General features: G+C 64.0%; 23 protein-coding genes. 7 read left to right on the forward strand and 16 right to left on the reverse strand.

Translation table 11 applies throughout. The features are described 5' to 3' along the window. Positions 1-68: 68 nt before the first annotated feature. From AV929_RS11120 to AV929_RS11130, 3 genes are all read right to left on the reverse strand, one after another. Positions 69-365, reverse strand: coding sequence for a hypothetical protein (locus tag AV929_RS11120; protein WP_044951700.1), 297 nt, complete (start codon positions 363-365; stop codon positions 69-71). A 28-nt stretch (positions 366-393) separates the two neighbouring features. Beyond that, positions 394-672: a winged helix-turn-helix domain-containing protein gene (locus tag AV929_RS11125; protein WP_004593670.1), complete on the reverse strand. Its 279-nt coding sequence runs from the start codon at positions 670-672 to the stop codon at positions 394-396. 203 nt (positions 673-875) lie between these two features. Beyond that, the gene (locus tag AV929_RS11130) at positions 876-1,997 is read right to left on the reverse strand and encodes a pyridoxal phosphate-dependent aminotransferase (RefSeq protein WP_014039664.1); all 1,122 of its coding nucleotides are present in this window, start codon (positions 1,995-1,997) and stop codon (positions 876-878) included. A 467-nt stretch (positions 1,998-2,464) separates the two neighbouring features. Here AV929_RS11130 and AV929_RS11135 point away from each other — a divergent pair, with 467 nt between their 5' ends. Beyond that, on the forward strand, positions 2,465-4,081 hold the full coding sequence (locus AV929_RS11135) for a S8 family serine peptidase (RefSeq protein WP_230458888.1): 1,617 nt from the start codon (positions 2,465-2,467) through the stop codon (positions 4,079-4,081). Between the two features lie 218 nt (positions 4,082-4,299). Here the strand turns inward: AV929_RS11135 and AV929_RS11140 are convergent, their stop codons facing one another. The 3 genes from AV929_RS11140 to AV929_RS11145 all read right to left on the reverse strand — a co-directional run bounded on the left by AV929_RS11140 (position 4,300) and on the right by AV929_RS11145 (position 6,869). Beyond that, the gene (locus AV929_RS11140; protein ID WP_064288275.1) at positions 4,300-5,463 is read right to left on the reverse strand and encodes a thiolase family protein; all 1,164 of its coding nucleotides are present in this window, start codon (positions 5,461-5,463) and stop codon (positions 4,300-4,302) included. Between the two features lie 436 nt (positions 5,464-5,899). Next, positions 5,900-6,055: a hypothetical protein gene (locus AV929_RS22340; protein ID WP_014039667.1), complete on the reverse strand. Its 156-nt coding sequence runs from the start codon at positions 6,053-6,055 to the stop codon at positions 5,900-5,902. A gap of 46 nt (positions 6,056-6,101) precedes the next feature. Further along, entirely contained in the window at positions 6,102-6,869 is a 768-nt protein-coding gene (locus tag AV929_RS11145; protein ID WP_050037622.1) for a MarR family transcriptional regulator, read from the reverse strand. Between the two features lie 138 nt (positions 6,870-7,007). Here AV929_RS11145 and AV929_RS11150 point away from each other — a divergent pair, with 138 nt between their 5' ends. Both AV929_RS11150 and AV929_RS22345 read left to right on the forward strand, forming a co-directional pair. Continuing rightward, on the forward strand, positions 7,008-7,688 hold the full coding sequence (locus tag AV929_RS11150; RefSeq protein WP_064288398.1) for a metallophosphoesterase: 681 nt from the start codon (positions 7,008-7,010) through the stop codon (positions 7,686-7,688). A 37-nt stretch (positions 7,689-7,725) separates the two neighbouring features. Next, positions 7,726-7,881, forward strand: coding sequence for a hypothetical protein (locus AV929_RS22345; RefSeq protein WP_008310556.1), 156 nt, complete (start codon positions 7,726-7,728; stop codon positions 7,879-7,881). 38 nt (positions 7,882-7,919) lie between these two features. Here AV929_RS22345 and AV929_RS11155 read toward each other — a convergent pair whose 3' ends face one another. After that, positions 7,920-9,173, reverse strand: a complete 1,254-nt coding sequence (locus AV929_RS11155; RefSeq protein ID WP_044952161.1) for an NAD(P)/FAD-dependent oxidoreductase — start codon at positions 9,171-9,173, stop codon at positions 7,920-7,922. Positions 9,174-9,256: 83 nt separating this feature from the next. Here AV929_RS11155 and AV929_RS11160 point away from each other — a divergent pair, with 83 nt between their 5' ends. Both AV929_RS11160 and AV929_RS11165 read left to right on the forward strand, forming a co-directional pair. Further along, positions 9,257-10,429, forward strand: coding sequence for a pyridoxal-phosphate dependent enzyme (locus AV929_RS11160; protein ID WP_064288276.1), 1,173 nt, complete (start codon positions 9,257-9,259; stop codon positions 10,427-10,429). Between the two features lie 88 nt (positions 10,430-10,517). Continuing rightward, complete coding sequence (locus AV929_RS11165; RefSeq protein ID WP_064288277.1) at positions 10,518-11,531, forward strand: alcohol dehydrogenase catalytic domain-containing protein; 1,014 nt, start codon at positions 10,518-10,520, stop codon at positions 11,529-11,531. 95 nt (positions 11,532-11,626) lie between these two features. Here the strand turns inward: AV929_RS11165 and AV929_RS11170 are convergent, their stop codons facing one another. Beyond that, positions 11,627-12,046 carry a universal stress protein gene (locus tag AV929_RS11170; protein WP_014039673.1) on the reverse strand — a complete coding sequence of 140 codons (420 nt, stop codon included), beginning with the start codon at positions 12,044-12,046 and terminating at the stop codon, positions 11,627-11,629. 321 nt (positions 12,047-12,367) lie between these two features. On the opposite strand from AV929_RS11170, the gene AV929_RS11175 reads away from it, so the two are divergent. Continuing rightward, entirely contained in the window at positions 12,368-13,258 is an 891-nt protein-coding gene (locus AV929_RS11175; protein WP_014039674.1) for a universal stress protein, read from the forward strand. 18 nt (positions 13,259-13,276) lie between these two features. Here AV929_RS11175 and AV929_RS11180 read toward each other — a convergent pair whose 3' ends face one another. From AV929_RS11180 to AV929_RS11210, 7 genes are all read right to left on the reverse strand, one after another. Then, positions 13,277-13,900 (reverse strand): J domain-containing protein, encoded by a 624-nt coding sequence (locus AV929_RS11180; RefSeq protein ID WP_014039675.1) that lies wholly within the window; start codon positions 13,898-13,900, stop codon positions 13,277-13,279. 97 nt (positions 13,901-13,997) lie between these two features. Then, entirely contained in the window at positions 13,998-14,756 is a 759-nt protein-coding gene (locus tag AV929_RS11185) for a proteasome assembly chaperone family protein (RefSeq protein WP_064288278.1), read from the reverse strand. Between the two features lie 5 nt (positions 14,757-14,761). Next, positions 14,762-14,944: an RNA-protein complex protein Nop10 gene (locus AV929_RS11190; protein WP_064288279.1), complete on the reverse strand. Its 183-nt coding sequence runs from the start codon at positions 14,942-14,944 to the stop codon at positions 14,762-14,764. A 29-nt stretch (positions 14,945-14,973) separates the two neighbouring features. After that, entirely contained in the window at positions 14,974-15,774 is an 801-nt protein-coding gene (locus AV929_RS11195; RefSeq protein WP_064288280.1) for a translation initiation factor IF-2 subunit alpha, read from the reverse strand. A gap of 1 nt (position 15,775) precedes the next feature. Beyond that, positions 15,776-15,949, reverse strand: coding sequence for a 30S ribosomal protein S27e (locus AV929_RS11200; protein WP_004518703.1), 174 nt, complete (start codon positions 15,947-15,949; stop codon positions 15,776-15,778). 2 nt (positions 15,950-15,951) lie between these two features. After that, entirely contained in the window at positions 15,952-16,230 is a 279-nt protein-coding gene (locus AV929_RS11205; protein WP_004593654.1) for a 50S ribosomal protein L44e, read from the reverse strand. 111 nt (positions 16,231-16,341) lie between these two features. Beyond that, a complete protein-coding gene (locus AV929_RS11210) occupies positions 16,342-16,608 on the reverse strand; it encodes a hypothetical protein (protein WP_064288281.1) in 267 nt (88 codons plus the stop codon). 186 nt (positions 16,609-16,794) lie between these two features. Between AV929_RS11210 and AV929_RS11215 the strand changes: the two genes are divergently transcribed. Then, on the forward strand, positions 16,795-17,067 hold the full coding sequence (locus AV929_RS11215; RefSeq protein ID WP_064288282.1) for an HAH_0734 family protein: 273 nt from the start codon (positions 16,795-16,797) through the stop codon (positions 17,065-17,067). A gap of 60 nt (positions 17,068-17,127) precedes the next feature. On the opposite strand, the gene AV929_RS11220 is transcribed toward AV929_RS11215, so the two are convergent. Further along, positions 17,128-19,446, reverse strand: a complete 2,319-nt coding sequence (locus AV929_RS11220) for a DUF2298 domain-containing protein (RefSeq protein WP_064288283.1) — start codon at positions 19,444-19,446, stop codon at positions 17,128-17,130. Positions 19,447-19,472 lie beyond the last annotated feature (26 nt).

Consider the following 19,472-nt stretch of genomic DNA (forward strand, 5'->3'; position numbering starts at 1 on the left):
GCGGTACAGTACTCGTGGTCCGAGCCCGAACGAATCGCCAACACCACTGCGGGACTCCCGGTATCGCGCTACCGCAGCGTGGTGTAGCTCAGTCCGGCAATCGCGACGAACTGCAGCGAGCGCAGGACCAGCACGGCCTGCTGGACGTGTGGATCGCCGGCGTAGAAGCTCTGCATCGAGAAGAAGAAGTAGACCGCGATGGCGTTCTCGGCGAGCATCGCGACGGCGAAAGCGATGAGACCGGCGACGAGTCCCGTCCGGAACGTCGCGTAGTTGCGGAGCCAGACGCCAAGCAGCGGGAGCAGCAATAGGACGTTGAGTCCCGCGAGCGCTGCCGCGGCAGTGATGAGCGGTCCCATCGCCATCAGCGACACCTCTCTATATCTGTCCCCGTCATTCGTCCATCTTCTCCACGATTTCCTCGAAGGTGTCGCGGTAGTTGTCGAACCGGTCGGTCAGGAAGTAGAGTTTGGCGTACTCCTCGTCGCCGGACTCGACTACGTCGTGGTCCTCAAGCTGTTCCATGTGATGCCTGATCGTCTTGTAGCCCACGTCGAGTTCGTCGGCGAGTTCGTTGGCGTTCATCGGTCGGTCCGAGAGGGCGTCGATGATACGCGCCCGGTTGGCGCCGCCGCGCGTCGCCGTCAGCAGATACCAGAGCGCTTTCTCCATCCCACTGTCCTCTCGGGACCTGCGTCTGCCCGTCGTATAGTCCTGTCTCTCCCCGTCGAACAGCGCGCTGGACTCGGATGCATATGCCACGATGGGATACCGGAGTCAAGACCGGCGGCGGGTAAAGCGTTTCTTCGCACTCTCTACCGAGACTGTTCCAATTTCGGGGCGACTGTCCGCGTCGGCTGCTGACTGCTGGCCACTCAGCGAACCGCCGCCGTCGCGTCGGCCATGATGTCGATGGCCTCCTTCAGCGTCTCCATGTCCGTCGCGTAGGAGATTCGGGCGTAGCCCGCGCCGTGCTCGCCGAAGGCGTCGCCGGGAACGACTACGACGCCGCGGTCGATGACCTCGTCCACCCAGCCGTCGGGGACCTTCGGCATCGCGTAGAACGCGCCCTTGGGCGTCGGACAGTCGAGTCCCATCTCGTCGAGGCCGTCCAGCAGCACGTCCCGGCGCTCCTGGAAGGCGTCGCGCATCTCCGAAACCTGGTCCTGCGGCCCGCTCAGTGCTGCCTCGGCGGCGTACTGGGCCGGAGCCGACGCACAGGCCTGCGCGTACTGGTGGACGCGCAGCATTCGCTCGATGCGGTCGGTCGCGCCGGTGACCCAGCCGAGCCGCCAGCCCGTCATCGAGTAGGCCTTCGAGCAGGCGTTGACGACGACGACGTTGCCCGTGTCGCTGAACTCCGCCGGCGAGCGGTGCTCGCCCTCGAACACCTGGTGTTCGTACACTTCGTCGGAAATACACAGCACGTCGTGCTCGTCGGCAATGCGGGCGAACGCCCGCATGTCTTCGGGTGACTGCACCGCTCCAGTCGGGTTCGCCGGGGAATTGACGACGAACGCTGCCGTGTCGTCGGTGATGGCCTCCTCGACGGTTTCGGGGGCCATCGTGAGGTCCTCACGCAGCGGGACCGGTCGCGGCGTCCCCCCGGCCAGATGGGTCAGCGCGTCGTAGGAGACGAACCCCGGGTCCGGGAAGATGACCTCCTGCCCCTCGTCGACGTGGGCCTCCAGCGCAATGTGCAGCGCCTCGCTCCCGCCCGAGGTGGCGATGATGTCCCCGGGGTCGACGTCGAGGTCGTTGTCCCGCTTGTGCTTGGCGGCGATGGCCTCCCGGAGTTCCTCGGTTCCCTTGTTCGACGTGTAGGCGTCGACTTCCCCCGCCTGAATTGCCTCGACGGCCGCCTGTCGGGCGTGCTCCGGCGTCGGGAAGTCCGGCTGGCCGAGGCCGAGGTTGATGGCGTCCTCGCCCGCCGCCTCGAACACTTCGCGGATGCCAGAGATCGATACCTGCTCTACCCGCCGGGAGAATCCAGTCATATTCTGTTTGGGGGCGGCCGGCCCGATAATTCTTCCTTGTGCTGCGGTAGCATTAGCGGCGTCCGTCTGTTCTGTCGCTATTGCCGACCGGTATAAACTATTATAACGTTCATAACTGTACCTTTATATATCAGAAAACAAGATAAACACGTATTTATAAAGTAGCATATATAATTTTGTTTATTAGACACCGGGCTGCATGAGGAATTATATATTAATTTTATAACCCACCCATATTTAGTGGGAGTCGGATGTCCCGACATACCCTACCGAAACCGTCCAGAAGATCAGTTATCAAGGCACTCGGCTCCGCTGTAACCGTCGCAGCTTTTGGTGGAGAAGCCACTGCATCACAAGAATCTGATACAGAAGAGTATCTGATTGGTGTGTCAAATGATAGGAACGCTTCAGACGTTCATGACAAAATAAAAGAACGGTCTGACCTCGAACAGCTCGATATTATCGACGTGAACGAGTCACTTTCGTATCTTCGCTCAGCAGTCCCGCAGAAATTCAAGGGCGAAATCCTTCCGACAGTCGAAGGAATTGACGGGGTCAAATATACGGAATTCAACCACGTTCGCGAGCCGATCGCCACGGTTCCGAACGATCCGAGGTTCGACAGCCAGTACGCGCCACAACTGGTCAATGCCCCGAAAGCATGGGACATTACGTTCGGAAGCGAAGACGTCACCATCGCCGTCATAGACACCGGTACAGATTACACCCATCCCGACCTCGACGGGCAGTTCGGGAGCCAGAAAGGACGGGACTTCGTCGACAACGACGACGATCCCGCCCCGCAATCCGCTCAGCACGGGACACACGTCTCCGGTATCGCTGCCGGCGAAACGAACGACGAAACCGGTATCGCAGGTGTCAGTAACTCTCGGCTCCTGAGTTGCCGTGCACTCGGACCGAACGGGGGCCGAACCGCCGATATCGCTAACGCCGTCCAGTGGGCGACTGAGCAGGGGGCGGACATTATCAATATGTCTCTCGGTGGCGGCGGCTACAACCAGACAATGAAAAACGCGGTCTCAAACGCGTGGGATCAGGGTGTTCTCCTCATCTGTGCAGCCGGGAATCATAAGGACAGTGATCCACCAAGCCAGCAGGACGTGTCGTACCCAGCGGCCTACGAAGAATGTGTCGCCGTTGGTGCCGTCGATAGCAACAAGAGTCCGACCGAGTTCTCGAACTACGGCGAGAAGGTCGACATTGCGGCACCGGGCAATGACATACTCTCATCCGTTCCGGGGGGAGACTACGCGCAGTTCCCCGGGACGTCGATGGCGAGTCCTGCTGTCGCCGGCGTCGCTGCGCTCGGTCTCGACAAACATGATTGGTCCGTCAGCCAGACCCGACAGAACCTTCTCGACACCGCCCAGCCTCTGGACGCAGACGGCCAGTTCGTCGGTTTCGGCCTCGCGGATGCATACAACTTCGTAACCGCCGGTGGCGGAACCGAAAACGAACCGCCGATCGTGACGCTCAACGACGATTCACGAACTGTCACTGTGAATAAAGAGATCATATTCGATGCCAGCGGCTCCCGTGATCCCGACGGCTCGATAACGAACTACCGCTGGGAGTTCGGCGACGGCTCTGAACCCATCGAGGGTGCGGACGCGACGGAGGTCAGCCACACGTACACCAGTACCGGCGACTACACCGTCACCGTCACTGTGACTGACAACGACGGTGCCGAGGCGACCACGTCAGTCAGCGTCTCCGTCACCGATGAATCGAAGGACCGTCTCACCGAAGAGTTGTCCGGGTCACTCGATGGGATGCTCGATTATGACAAGCAGACGTACTCCCTCAAGACGGAGTCGCCCATGCAGCTGATCCTCAGCCTCGATGGCCCATCTGACGCCGACTTCGACCTCTATGTCTCCTTCGACGGTCGCACGCCCACTCCGAACGACTACGACCGCGCGTCCTATACGCAGGACAGTAGCGAACAGATAATCATCGACGACTTCTCACAGGTCAGCGAGATCGGCATACTCGTGTATGTCTACAGCGGAAGCGGAGACTACACACTCACACTGGAGGAAATCGGAAAAACGGGCTCGTAATCTAATTGCTGTTCTCTCGTTTCGACTGGTCCCGTACGTAGCGCTCCTCTCGCTCTTCCACTTTCAGTTCAGCGGGATTTCACGCTGGCTTTGACATCGCAATTGCGCCGCCACCGCCGACGCTCACTCGCCTCGCCGCTGGCGGGGCCTACCGGACCACGGACATCGCAATTGCGCCACCGCCACCGACGCTCACTCGCTTCGATGGCGGCGGTTCATTAGCGAACCACAGACATCGCAATTGCGCCACCGCCACCGACGCTCATCCCCACGATACCGCGGTGATGATCCGCTCGCTCCATCGCGTACAGCATCGTGGTCGTGAGGATGCCGCCGCTGGCCCCGATAGGGTGGCCGAGCGCCACCGCGCCGCCGAGCGGGTTGTGTTTCTCGGCGGGGATGTCGAGTTCGTCAGCGACGTACACCATCTGCGCGGCGAACGCCTCGTTGAGTTCGAAGTGGTCCACGTCGGCGACGGCGAGGTCGTTGCGCTCAAGCAGTTTTTCGACGACGTCGCGGACGGCGATAGAGAATTCCGACGGGTCCCGGTAGGCAACCGCGTAATCTTCGACGTGGGCCATCGGTCCAAGCCCTTCGCGCTTGACCGTCTCGGCGTCGGCCAGCACCACTGCACCCGCTCCGTCAGAGAGCTTCGAGGCGTTGCCGGCGGTGATCGTGCCCCCGTCCGCAAACGCTGGTGAGAGCGCCGCCAGCCGATCCAGCGTCGTGTCGGGCCGCGGCCCTTCGTCCTCTGTTACGAGCCTGTTAGCCGTTTCGACGGGGACGAGTTCTTCGGCGAACGTACCTGACTGGATGGCCTCGCCGGCCCGGTGGTTGCTCCGCCGTGCGTACTCGTCTTGCGCCTCACGACTGATATCGTGCTCTGTGGCGAGTTCCTCTGTCAGCGTGCCCATGTGCGCGTCGTAGTGTTTGTCCCACAGCGAGTCCCAGATCATCGCGTCGACGAGTTCGCTGTTCCCGTGTCGGTGACCGCCGCGCATATCCGGAACGAGATACGGCGCGTTCGACATCGACTCCATACCGCCGGCGAAACACACCGACGCCCGACCGGCCTCGATACGGTCGGCGGCGGTCGTGATCGCCCGCAACCCGGACCCCGATGCCTCGTTGACCGTCGTGGCGGCGACATCGTCAGGGAGCGGCGACTCGACGACGACTTGTCTGGCCGGAACCTGGCCGACGCCCGCCTGTACCGCGTTTCCGAGACCGACCCAGTCGACACTGTGTTTATCAATTGCGGTTCGGTCAAGCAGTCCCTCGACGGCTGCCGTACCCAGCTCTATCGCGCTTCGTTCTGCGAGGCCACCCAGCAGTTCACCGTGTGCAGTGCGTGCGCCGTCTACCAGAACCACATCCGTCATACGGACTACATGAACCTGAGCCTACAATACTGTTCGCCCGACGATGGACGGCGTCTTACAGCGGGAGCAAGGCGAAAGCCCACCCCTTCAGGGGTGTGGATGAAGCCGACAACCCGGCAGCTTCGCCTGTAGCCTCACTCAGCCGGAGTTTTATAACCGGTGACACCGTATGCATGACCACACCGAGGCGGATCAGCCGCCCAGATAAACGGATAATATCGGGATTCGGGCCACGCTACGTCCAAAAGAATCCCTTTCGGGCCGCTGGCTGTGGATTCCGACACACGGTAACTCTGAATCCCCATACCGGGGATAGGAGTAACGGCGGCTTGGCCCCGCCAGGAGTCCGGTCATGCCGACCTGGCTACAAACCTGAAACTCCCAACCTAGCGGTGCGGTGCCGCGGGAATCCCGCGCCTTCAGGCGTGGGAGGAGGTCAATCCTCGGTTGCCGTCCGCAGTTCCTCGATAGCCGTCTCCAGTCGCCGGAGCGTCGCATCAGCGTCGGTGTAGCCTTGCTCGTACTCGCCGTAGGCGTCGTCGGCCTCGTTCAGGAACGCTTCGACGGCGTCGTGCATCTCGTGGTCGCTCATGGTTGTCCCGACGGTAGCCGACCGGAAAAGTCCCGCTACTTGCTGGTTACTGCGTCACATCGTAGTCGACGCTCGCGTCGCGGAGGGCGTCGGTCACACGACCGACGGTGTCCTGTGTCGCGACGACGACGGCATCGAGTCCCCGAGATGCGGCGTCGGCGGCCACCTCGCCCGCCGCGAAGTGCGTCGTCGGTTCGATGTCGGCATCGCGGAGCGCGACGACGGCCTCGACACCCGCGGCGGTGACGATGGGGGCGTCCGCACAGGCCGCGGCGATGTCGTCGACGTTCTCGACCGGCCCCGACCGGACCGGCGGGACCTGTATCACGCTGACGTGGCCGGGGTTGAGGTCGATGACGCCCTCGAAGCCCGTGACGCCGACGACCTCGCCTTCCGCGGCGCTGGTCGTGGTCACGCCCGTCGCGTCGCCACCGCCGGGATGGGCGTGTAACAGGCCGTCCGACAGCGAGAGCGTCACCGTCTCGCCTTCCGCCAGGTCCGCCGTGGCGATGGCGGCGTCCTCCTGTACGCTACCGAGCACGTCGTCGGTGACGTGGTCGGCGAACCGGCGCACGTCGGTCGCGGACTGGAACACCCAGTCGACGCCCTCCTTCGTGACGCGGTAGCGCGACCGCCCTTCCTTCTCGACTAAGCCGTCGTCGACGAGTTCACGGATGTACTCGCTGACGGCCTGGCTCGTCACGCCGACGGCCTCGGCGATTTCGCCCTGACTCACTGCGGGCTGGCGCTCGGCGATCTCCACGAGGACCCGAAACCGCGTCGCGGCCCGCTTGTTCTCCAGGACGTCGACCATACAGGAGTCACGGGAGTCGCAGGTAAAAATACCACCGACACTGTCAGGCCGAGACATTCGGCCACGGTCTGGCCGCCTGCGATGGGGCCCGTCGCCGTGACCGACAATATAACCGTCACCAGGGCCGACTGGACGGCGATGACAGCCAGCTACGACGACCGGGCGCTCCTGCTTGGGGAGACGCTCGTCGTCGCGGATCTCCACGTCGGCCGGGGTACTGGCGGGAATCTCGAACTGCCGGTCGGGTCCGGTTCGGACATGGTCCAGCGGTTCCAGTCGCTCGTCGAGCGCCACGGCCCCGAGGAGGTCGTCGTCGCCGGCGACCTCCTCCACTCGTTCCGGACCGTTCCTCGGTCGGTCGAGAGCACCGTGGCAGGGCTCAAAAGTGCCTGTCAGGGGGCCGGTGCGCGCCTGTTGGTGACACCGGGAAACCACGACACGATGCTCGACAGCGTCTGGGACGGCCCGACCGAGACGGTGTATCGGGTTGGCGATACCGTGGTCTGTCACGGCCACGAGGCTCCCGAAGTCGACGCTGACCGCTACGTCGTCGGGCACGACCACCCGACCATCTCCATCGAGGGCCAGCGCCGGCCCTGCTATCTCGTCGGGAGCGGCCAGTTCCGCGGTAGCGACGTGGTGATGCTCCCGTCGTTCAACAGGCTGAACGCTGGCGTGGAGGTCAACGAGATGCGGGCCAGCGACTTTCAGTCCCCGCTCGTTACTGATGCCGACCGATTAGAGCCGGTAGTCTGGGACGAGAGCGGGCGGGAGACCCTGTCGTTCCCGCCGCTGGGTGAGTTCCGTCGAATGTTATAACGGTAAATATTTGAGCTACGACGGTGGACGCTGGAACATGGTTCAGACAGAAATCGCGCTGGGTCTCATCGCGATTACGCTGCTTTCGCTACTGCTGCTGTACTTCGCGACGATAAAGTACGTCTCGGAAGTCCTCGAAGGGGAGGGACACGACCACGAGGGAAACACGAATAGCGGCGGTCCGGCCGCATAGGCCGCCGTTTCCTTCCTGAAGTCGTATCGGCGTTTTCCTTATCGAAGCAGATCAGCGGCGACCTTGCCGCTTTCCAGCGCGCCCTGTATCGACGACCAGCGGGTGTAGTCGCCGGCCAGCACCGCGTTTCCGTCCGGCGCTGTCGGGTCCGGGAGCGACTCCCGGTACCCCGGCGGCTGGGCGAACTGTGCGAACGGGACGCGGTCGGTCCGGAGCAGTTCCAGCGCCTCGAAGGTCGCGTTCGGGTACCACGACTGAAGCGCGTCACGGACCTCGGCGGCCAGCTGCTCGTCGCCCGCTTCGGGCGTCCCGAGGAACGTGGCGCTGTACAACTCCATCCCAGCGGGCGCGTACTCGCTGGCGACGGCCGACAGCGGCGCGACGGTGTTCGGTCGGTCGTCCGCCGCGTTGAGGATGATGCGCTGTCCGGTCGTCGGCGCGCGGTTTGTCGGGAGCGCGAAGTACTGGGTGACACAGCCGACGGGCTCGGTCGGGATGGCGTCGATGTCCGTCAACTCCGCCGCGGTCTGCGGGTCCGTCGCGACGACGGCGCTCTCGGCTGACACCGTCTCGTTGCCCACTTCGGCAGTGACCTCGCCTTCGTGGGTTTCCAGGTCCGTCACGGCCGCGTCGGTTTCGATGGTCGCGCCCGCCGAGCGAGCGCGGTCGGCGAGCTGTCGCGGCATCGCCTGCATCCCGTCGGCGGGGACGAATATCTCGCCCTCGCTCAGCATCTTGTAGGTGTACTCGAAGATGCTGCTGTCGGTTCCGAGCGAGCGGTCGAGCGTGATGCCACCGTAGAACGGCGCGGCGAACCGCTCGACGAACCGCTGTGAGAAGCCGTAGTCGGCGAGGTACTCCCGGATGGTCCGCCCGTCACGGGAGAGCAGTTCGACGGGCTCGACGTTGGCCAGCTCGCGCTGGAGCCGGAACAGCCGGAGCTTGTCGGCCGTGCGAACGTCGGTGTTGAGTAGCGTCTGTGGCGCAGCCGAGGGGTTCCGCAGGGGGTCCGACAGCACCGAACGGTGGTTCGGGCTGGCGATTGTCGCCCCCGGCGTGAACGTCCGCGGCGACAGCGCCTCGATGTCGAGTTCGCGCTTCGCCGCGGGGTAGGCGGTGAACATGACCTGAAACCCGCGGTCGAACGTGTAGCCGTCTTCGTGGGCCGTCCGGACGCGACCGCCCACGTCCGAGCGCTGCTCGAAGACTGTCACGTCTCGGCCCGACTCGGCCAGGTGCCGGGCGGCGACCAGTCCGGCGAGCCCGCCCCCAGCGACGACGACATCTGTCATACCTCCCAGTTCGGCCGCCCGGGACAAGAGCGTGCTGAAGCGGGACCGGACCACACTTGGTTGTCCCGTCCACAGAGAGAACCATGGAGACGACTGCGGCGTTTCGCGGCCTTATCTGCACGGCGTGTGGCGAGGAAACCGACAGCACGAGCGACCGCTGTCCCGACTGCGGCGGCGTTCTCGTCGGCGACTACGGCGTTCCGGACCTGACGCCTGCGGACCTGCCAGACACGACCGGACCCGGCCGCTACGAGCCGCTGCGGCCGTTCCCGCAAGACGCGACCGTGACGCTCGGCGAGGGGGCGACGCCGCTGGTCCCGGTTCCGGATCTGGCAGAGGAACTCGGCGTCGACTCGGTGTACGTCAAAGACGAGGGGCGCAATCCGACGGCCTCATTGGGCGACCGCAAGCTCTCGCTCTCAGTCACTGCCGCAGCGCAGCGCGGGGCCGAGCGCGTCGTGACGCCGTCGACCGGCAACGGCGCGCAGGCCAACGCCGCCTACGCGGCCCGCGCGGGAATCGAATCGAAGGGGTTTGTCCCCTCGCGGTGTCCGTTCCTCAACAAGGCGATGGTGAACGTTCACGGCGGCGACATGCGCGTCGTCGAGGGCCGGTACGACGACGCCGTCTCGGCCTTCGAAGAGGAACGAGCCGAGGCGTCTGACGGCTGGGTTACGGTCGCGCCCGGCCACCCCTTCCGAATCGAGGGAGCCAAATCCGTCGCGTTCGAGGTGATCGACGACCTCGAATGGACGGCCCCAGACGCGGTTGTCCACCCCACCGGCCACGGTGAGACCCTCGTCGGTCTCGAACGCGGCTTCCGGGCAGCGACCGACAGCGGGCTCACGGACTCAGTGCCACGAACCTACGCCGCACAGCCGGACTCGACGGCCGCCATCGCCGACGCCGCACGCGAGGGGGCGAGCGAACCGGCCACCATCGAGCACCCCGACACTATCGTCGGCCCGCTGGAGGTGCCCGACCCCGCCGCCGGCGCAGCGGCGCTGGACTCGCTCGACCGCTCGGGCGGCGACGGCGTCGCCGTCTCGGACAAGGACATCCTGGCCGGTGCCGTCGATGGCTGCGAGATGGGACCGGAGACCGGCGCGACCGGGGGGACGGCAATCGCCGGCGCGAGAGCGTTGGCTGACGAGGGAGCTTTCGACGATGACGACGTCGTCGTCCTCGTGAACCCCGTCGCCGGAAGCAAGGAGGCGGACCTGCTGCGCAGTCACCTCATGAGCCAGGGTATCTGAGGGCGCGGTCGGCCGGAACGCTGGCCGTCGTGGCACACCACTGCATACTTCGGTGTTGTTTAGCCCGTCGTGGCACTACCCAGACCCGATGCGCGTCGCAGCGTTCAGCGAACTCACTGGCCCGGACGGCGTCTCGATTGTGAACCAACCGACTCCCGAACCCGACCGTGGCGAGGCGGTGGTCTCCGTCGAAGCGTGTGCCATCAACCGCCACGACCTCTGGGTTCTGGAAGGGGATTCTGCGATGGTCGACACCGACGACTTGCCGTTCGTCAGCGGACTCGACGTTGCCGGAACCGTCGACGCCGTGGGCGAGGGCGTTACCGCTCTCGAACCCGGTGACCGAGTGGTACTCTGTCCGAACGAGACCTGCGGGACGTGTCGCTACTGCCGCGAGGGGCCGGAGAACCTCTGTGAGAACTTCTCGCTGTACCACGGTGGCCTCGCCGAGGCGGCCCGCGTCCAGGCCGACCGCCTCGTCAGGCTCCCCGACAGTGTGGAGACGGTCGACGCGGCTGCCCTCCCGACAGCCTACATGACAGCCTTCCATATGCTCCGCCGAGTTGACGCCGGACCGGGCGACCTAGTGTTCATCCCGGGCGTAACTGGCGGTGTCGGCGTCGCAGGCGTGCAACTCGCGTCCGTTCTCGGTGCTCACAGCGTCGGGACCTCGTCCTCACAGGCGAAACTGAACCGGGTCGAATCGCTCGGCCTGGACTACGCCATCGAGAGCACCGACCCGGACGAGATTCGAGCGTCGGTTACCGACATCGGAACCGTCGACGGCGTGCTCAATCACCTCGGTGGCGAGTACACGCAGCTCGGCCTGGACGTTCTCCGACGCGGCGGCCGGATGGCGGTCTGTGGACGGACGGCCGGTGGCACATCCGAGATCGATATTCCCGACCTGTTCCTCGGCCACAAACGTATCATCGGGAGTACGATGGGGACCCAGGGCGACCTGGAGCGACTCGTCGGCCTCGTCGCCGACGGCGAGCTCACCCCGGAAATTGATGCAACGTACCCGCTCGAAGAGACCGGTGCGGCGTTTGCGGCGATGCAGGACCGCGATGGCGTCGGGAAGCTCGTCGTGACGCCGTAGTCACCCCAGCGACCCGGGACGGTGTTTCTCCGGACCGATTCCGGTGGAAACGGGGCAAATGTGTGGCCGTCAGTTCATTTCTCAGTCTCCGCCGATCACCGAGCGACGATGACTGGAACGGGTGAGTTACGGAACACTTTCTGGGCGACGTTCCCGACGACCAGTCGATCGGCCAACGCGCCGCCGTGACTTCCGAGTACGACCGCATCGAAATCGTCGGCTCTATTCAGAATCGCCCGAGCCGGATGTCCCAGTTGTACCTCGGTGGTGATTTCGACATCGTACTCGGCAGCGATCTCCCGAGCGTCGTCGAATACCGCCTCCGAACGCTCCTCCGCGGCCGCTTCGATGTCGTCCGAAAGAGCCAGTGCCGTGGCCGCTCCCCCCAACGGTGACGGTCCGCCCACGACGTGTAAGACAGTAATCTCCGCCCCAGGGTGGTTCTCAAGGGCGTACTCGAGCGCCCGCTGGGCCATCTCCGAGTCGTCCATCGGAACGAGAATCTGTGAGATCATATCCCGACTACGATCAGGTGGCTGATAAAACGGTGGTGCGCTTGTCTCATACTGTTGGCTGTAACTATTTCAAGATATTCGCCACCCTGAGGTGGCGAAATTCTTCACAGATGTACAGCCGACAGTATCAGGATAAGCGACGTATTACTACTGTGGTGATCTTCTATCTCGCTACGGCTTTTGTCGGGTACTGTGTCGGTTGAACGAGGCGTGCGAGATGCAGCACGCGTACGCGGCATAAGATGATTCTCGAATGGACGACGCTACTTCGTGGTGAGAATCGAACGTAGTGTTAAATCAATAGCCTGTCAAACTGTGTCCATGAGCCGAACGATCGACTCGATTCTCGTGCCGACCGACGGCAGTGACGGCGCACGGATCGGTGCCCGGCGAGGTATCGATCTCGCTGCCACAATCGGTGCCGACCTCCACGTACTGTCAGCGGTTGACTCCCGTGACATCGAACCGGATCTGAATTCTGACGGGCAGACTGACCGGGAGCGTCTCCTCGAAGCGGAGGCAGAACGAGCGGTGGATTCCATCGCCAGACTCGCCCGGGCACATCTCTCTGGGCACATCACGACCGCTGTCGAGTCGGGCATCCCGTTTCAAGTGATCAACGACTACGTCGATACCCACGATATTGATCTCATCGTTATGGGGACACAGGGGCGGACAGGGTTCGAACGGGTTGTCCTCGGGAGTGTCGCAGAAAAGACGCTCCGGACCGCAGATGTCCCGATTGTCACGGTAACGCCGGACGGGGACATCGTCGAAATCGGCGACCAGCGGTACGACAACGTTCTGCTCCCGACTGACGGCAGCGAGGGCGCAGAACTCGCGATCGAGTGGGGAATCACGCTAGCTGAGGTGTTTGACGCAACGATACACACGATGTATTCCGTCGATACGAGTCGCTTCGGCGGCGTTGAGGGGGCAGCCGAGATTCACGACGCGCTTGAGCAGACCGGCCAGGAGGCACTCGAGACGGTCCATGAGCGTGCCAGAGATGCAGGCGTCAGTGTCGCGGGTAATATCGCAAGCGGCCCGGCTGCACGCGCTATCCTCTCCTACAGCGAGGAACACGATATCGACCTCATCGCGATGGGAACACACGGTCGATCCGGCCTCACGCGATATCTGACCGGAAGCGTCACTGAGACGGTTGTCCGTAATGCGGCTGTACCGGTCTGTTGTGTCCCGATGCAGTGACAGGTGTTCAGTCTCTCCCTACGATGCGCGCTGTCTCGACGCACCAGACGCGTGCTGTTTTGCAGTGGTGTACGCTTCCCGGACACGCTTGAACTCGTCCTCGTTGCCACCGTGGTCCGGGTGGACCTCCTTGACGCGCTCGCGGTAGGCCGATTTCACGTCGTCCAGCGACGCGCTCTGGGTCAGGCCCAGTTCGCTGAACGCCTGCACTGTCGGGTGTGGTTCCTCCTCAGGGTCCGGACCGAGGTTGACTTCGGGCGTCTCGAAGGGCAGGCGCGCGCCGAGGTAGACGCCGGGCATCTCGTGTTCGACCAGTACGGGAACAGTCGGCGACCGTTCGATGCGGTAGTACGCCCGGGCGTCGAACGTGATCGCCACGTCCCGTTTCGGCAGGTAGAAGGCGACGTGTTGCCCCTCGACGAAGTGGTTCTCGGCGAACTGCTCGTCGATGGCGGTGAGGTACTCCCGCAGCTCCGCCCGGCGTCGCATCTCTCCGCCGTCGGTCGCCTGCCGGTTCGGCCGCTCGGCCGGAAACACGCGGTTGGCGAGGACGAACAGCCCGGCGACGACGAGGGTTCCGGCGACACCGAGGACGAGCCCGAGGAGCAGCCACTCCGGTAGGACGCCCGGTTCTGTCTGCACGCCCCTCCGTTAGGCTCCAGTGGTAAAGAAATTCCCGCTCTCCGGTAGCAACGACTCCGAGGTCACCAATACCGAGCCACGGGAACGGCAATCTGGCTCAGCCGATATACCTGAGGTCCTCGTCGGCGGGCGACGGGGAGTTCTGCTGTTCCATCTCCTGAATTTTCCGGACGACCTCCTCCATCTCGTCGGCGCGGTCCTCAAGCGAACTGTAGTCGACCTCGAACCCGATGACGTCCTGAAGGATTTCGAGGACGGCCTGCGCGCTCTTGGGATCGACCAGGTAGCCCGACGTTTCGCCCATGAGACAACTGGCCGGCACGTCGCGGCGCTTGCTCAGGCCCAGCAGCAGGCCGGAGACGCCGACGATACCGCCCGCTGGTTCGTCCTCGCGGAAGGCCACGCCAGCGTCCTCCAGCGTTTCCTTGAAGTCTTCGGTCGTCGTCGCGCCGAGTACGTCGTACTCCTCGATGAGTTCACCGGTCGGGACGCCGCCGAGGGCGAACACCCGCTGGACGCCGAACTCGTCGGCGATGTCGAGGAACGTGTCGGTCAGGCCGTAGTGGCCCTGGTTGTCCTGCGCCTGGTGGTCCCCGGAGAGCACGAGCAGGTCCTGGCCCTCCTCTGGCGTGACAGCGTGGAACTCGGCGCAGGCGAGTTGTGCCTGGCCGTCGTCAATGCTGACCTGTGGCGGGAAATGTGTTGAGTAGACACGCCGAACGAGCTCGCTTTCGAGTTCCTCCAGTAGGTGTTCGGCGGCGAGTTTGCCGACGTGGCCGACGCCGGGCAGCCCCTCGACCAGTACCGGGTCGTCGAGGTCGGGGTCCGCTACAGTCTCGATGTCGAATTCGTCCATACGGCTTATTCGCGGCTGCGGCGCTTAAGAGAACGTCGATACTCGCCGTAGCTGTCTTCAGGCGAGAACGGCGCGGGTGCGCTGTTGACCGCTTCGGCCCCGCAGTCCGGACAGGTGTCGTCCAGCGTGTACACCGGCCGGGCGTGCTCGGACTTCCAGGCAGTGCAGACGCGGATATCCGATTTCATCGGTAGTGACTCACTGAACGACAACCGGCTTACTCGTCGTCTTCGCTGCGCTCACGGTGGAATTGTCCCGTTCCACCGTGTTGCTGGACGACCGCCGCGGCGCGGTCCGCGCTCTCTTCGAGCGCGTCCTCGGCGGTCTTGTAGTCGGGCGCTTGCACCTGGATGCGGTACTCAGGTGAGCCGACGTAGGTCACTTCGAGTTCGATTTCGTCGGGGACCTCGCCGTTGCCCTCGGCGGCCTGCAGTGCTTCCTTGATGATGTCGACGCCGTCGCTTTCGGGACAGGACAGGTCGACATAGCCGGTGACCTGAACGTACGGCACAGAGACGTTGTTCCGAGCCGTCTGCACGATGGCGTCGATTTCCTCCTCGGAGAGGTCGACCTCTTCGAGGGCGTCGTTGCCGTGGATTGCCGCTGATTCGAACCCGTCGTACATCGAGCCGAACTCAGCCAGCAGTTCGTTTGCGATGGCGGCGTAGGTCTCGTCGTCTAAGTCCTCGCCGAAGGCCAGTTCCATCCAGTTGTCGGCCTTCTGCTCGTTTTTCCACTCCTGAATCTTCTCCTTTCGCTGGTGGTCGTTGACGTCCTTGATCGAGAGGTCGATCTGCTGGGCGCTCTCGTCGACGTCAAGCACCTTGGCAACGACTGTCTGCCCTTCGTTGACGTGGTCGCGGACGTTCTTGATCCATCCGCTGGCGACCTCGGAGATGTGACAGAGGCCGCGCTTGCCCTCGTACTCGTCGAGGTCGACGAACACGCCGAAGTCCTCGATCTCGTCGATCTTGCCGACGACGAGTTCGCCCGGTTCGGGCCAGCCGCTGTATTTCATCCTATCGGGCCTCGACGACGGCGGTCACTTCGCCTTCGATGTCGGCCTTGCCGCCCGTCGGGCGGGCGATTGTGTGGCCACAGACGGCACACGAAACTTCGCTCGCGGCCTTCTCGAAGAGAGTCTGTTCGTTCTCGCAGTCGGGGCATTCGACGGTAATGAAGCTTCCTGCCATCGTTACTCCTGGAACTCCAGTCGGCCGGCGCGCCATCCCTCGCGGAGGTGGGCCTTCCCACACTCGCCACAGCGGTACTTGAGGTCCGTCTTCTTGGTGGGCTTGTCGCCACCCGGGACCTTCGAGAACTTCCCGTCGTTCCCGATGCCGGAGTTGCGTTCGCGCTGGCGGTCGATCCACTTCATGCCGGTCTGGCGGCCGCTCCGGACTTTCTCGACCTCGTGTTCCTGGTGCTCGTTACAGTGCGGACAGTACGTATTGAATCGTCGTGGCATCTGCATAGATATCGGCCTTACCGAGCGATTTGACGTGACCGCTTAAAACCCGTTTGGTTCGCACCTGCCGTTTGCCCCACTTCCCGCGTCTGTCCGCCCGACCCACCCCATGACAGCCTACTGGAACCGCGCGGCGGGACCGGTCGCTTTGATGCGGACCGCGCCGAACACGTCAGCGGCGTCCGTTCCACCCATGAGTTCGAGATTCACCGCTTCGCCAGCGGAGAGTGACCTCAGTTTCTTTGCCAGTTCGTCGTCGATGTAGTCCACGACCTCGTAGGTCTCGTCGGCTTCGACATCTCGGAGTTCCATCCGTCCGTCGTCGTCCATCGGGCTGACGACGACTGAGGCCCGCTCGCACGACCGCTGCTGTTGTTTCAACATACACGACTGTCATCTACTCGGATATATAAATCTCCGCTATCATGGTGTTAAGCATCCAACCACAATCGGCAAGAATATAAGGACATTCTAGTTACAGGCCGGTTCACGGTCGCTCTCTGTCGGTTGGTGCGCTGTGTCGCAATCGGCTTCGAAGTCACTAAGTACGCTGTTGGCAAAGGAACGCGCATGAAGAAGCTCATTATCCACGGCGACCCGGGGCTGCGCAAGGGCGGCCGCATCGAGTACGACGACGAGGAGTACGAGGTGTTCTCGGTCTCACGGCAGGGCGACTGGCACGGCCCGGACCGGCCACAGCTCTGGTGTACTATCGGCTCGGAGGACGAGGAAGAGACGTTCAAAACCCAGGAGTACATCCCGATGCACCTAGATACAGACGACATTGAGGCAGAAGCCGTCACCGTCCTCCGCGAGCGCGCACCGCCGAACGCCGAGTCCTGATCGGCCCGACACTGCGCGCTGAGTAACTGCCGTTCGCCCGCAGCAATCCGCTCTCCGTTTTCAGAAGTACTCCGGTCGCACCTGATAGATAGTGACGCCGTCGGCCTGTTCCGCCACGGTCACGCCCTGTAGCTGGTCGACAGTTACGTCGCCGTAGCGGGCCCGCTCTGCGGGGCCGACGTAGACATAGCGCACGTCGTAGGCTTCGAGGAGGCGGCGCTGCTCGGCCGGCTCGCCCGTGTAAATCGTCGCCACGTCGTCGACGCGGCGGTCATACACCGTGTCGTTGCGGTACTGGGCCTCGTGAGTCCAGCCCGCGACGGTCGGCAGCCCGGTCAGGCTCGACGGCGCGCTTGCGCCCTCACCGTCGTCAGCATCCCACTGGTAGCTCGCCGGTGCGGCCGTGACGATGGTCGGTCGGCCCTGAGTGTTGTCGTCAAGCCACCGAATCGCCTCGGCTTCCTCGGGATGGTCGTCGTCGAGATAGGCCAGCCCGTCCAGTGTCGGATCGCCCGCGGCCTCGACGTGGTTCGAGAGGGCGAACATGCCGTACAGCGACGCCGAACAGACCAGCAGGGCGACGAACGTACGGACGCCGATGCTGGTCCATGCTCGCGCGCGGTCGTCGGTCGGCCGCCAGCGGGTGAGCAGCCACGCTAGCACGGGGCCGGCGGCGACGCCCCAGAGCACCCACACCTGCATGTACGTCTTGAAGACGGTGTTCATCCGGCCGATGTTCTCCCTGACGAAGACGAACTCGACGAGGAGAACGAGGCCCGCACCGGCGAGAATCAGCACGGCTTCGAAGCCAACGGGCCGGTCGCCGCCGTCAGCGAGCGCCGGAACCGCGTCGACGGTACGGTCAAGTGTCGGCGAGCGCGCGAACAGCCACGCGCCGAGCAGTAGCGGGACGAGCAGCCCGACCGCTGCGATGTCAAGTGTGGCCGCAAGCGCCGCCGTTCCGACGGTGACGAGACCGACGATACGGGCCGTGCTCCGGCCAACGGCACGGCCGGTCTGGGCGTACAGGTACAGCCAGAACGGGGCGACGAACAGGCCGTGAACGGCCAGGAGCTCCAGCAGTGAGGTTCGGTCGGGCAGGACGGCAATCTCGCGTCCGCTCGCCGGGCCGAGCCAGAACGGGAGCGACCAGAGCAGTCCCAACGCGATCACGACAGCAGCGACGGCCAACCCCAGTCCGATTCGGACGCCTTCCTGGCTCGCTCCGTTCAGCCGGAGCCGCTGTCCGACATGCTTCGGGAGGAGCGCCGTCGGGTCGGCCGGCGCGACGGTGACCGTCAGCAGGGCCAGCCCGCCCATCGACGGGAACGACCAGGTGTTCGTCACGGCCATGATGCCGGCGACGGCCGGGAGCGCGCCGAAAAGCAACGCGAGCCGGCGTCGGCGTTCCGCGGCCGGCGTCTGGTAGTAGCTGAAACAGAGCGCGGCGGCTAGCAACAGGAAGCCCGTGCTCATCATGTGGGCGTGCATGTCGCCGTTGAGCCAGGCGAACAGCGGGAACTCGTCGATGACCAGCGCAGCGCCGGGCTCGTACGTTCCGAAATCGGCCGCGCTGTCCTCGATGACGCGGCTCGCATCCCAGTAGCTGAACGAGTCCGGCCCCGCCGCGAGCCCCTCCAGTTCGTAGCCGGCCCGCTCGGCGACGGTCTGACTCAGCTCACCGGGCAGAAGCCAGATGACGAACTTGGCGGGTGTCGACAGATTGCTTGCGATGCCGACACAGAACGCTGTGAGGCCGGCGGCCAGTCGTCGCGGGAGGCCACGTTCGCTCGCGACAGCGCCAGCCAGTCCGTACGCTACCGTGACCAACGTGGCGTAAAAGCCAGCCAGGGCGAGATTGTACGCGAACTGTCCCGCGGTTCCCGTTATTCTGGTGAGAATCGCCGCGACGAGGTGGCCGCCGTAGTAGTACGCGACCGGTTCGCCGGCGAACCACATGTCCTCTAGCGGGAGGCTGTCGGCCCGCACGAGCGACTGCAACAGGCCGAAATCGAGGAACTTCTCGCCGCCGATGGGGACGATTGCCGGGTCGAGCGCCCGGATGCCGACGAGAAACAGGAACGCGACTGTGAACACGCCGGCCGTCTCGGCGTACGAACGGGCGCTCGGTCCGCCGTCGGCCCGCCAGACAGCCAGCGTACTCACGGCGAGAACGGCGATGCCGAGCCAGACGCCCAGCGTCAACGAGAGGCGACCGACAAAATAGGTGATTATCCATAGTATCGAGACGGCGACCGGGACGCCGAATGCGAGTCCGCGGTCGGCGAAGCGAGGGAACAGCAGTCCAGCGACGGTCCCGCCAGCGTACAGTAACAGGAGGTAGAGGGCGAGCCAGGTGGCGAGGAGCCCGTATTCCATCAGTGAAGGGACCGGTTCGCTGGCCT

Origin of the sequence: Haloarcula sp. K1 (genome assembly GCF_001647155.1) — an archaeon.
GTDB classification, from domain to species: Archaea; Halobacteriota; Halobacteria; order Halobacteriales; family Haloarculaceae; genus Haloarcula; species Haloarcula hispanica.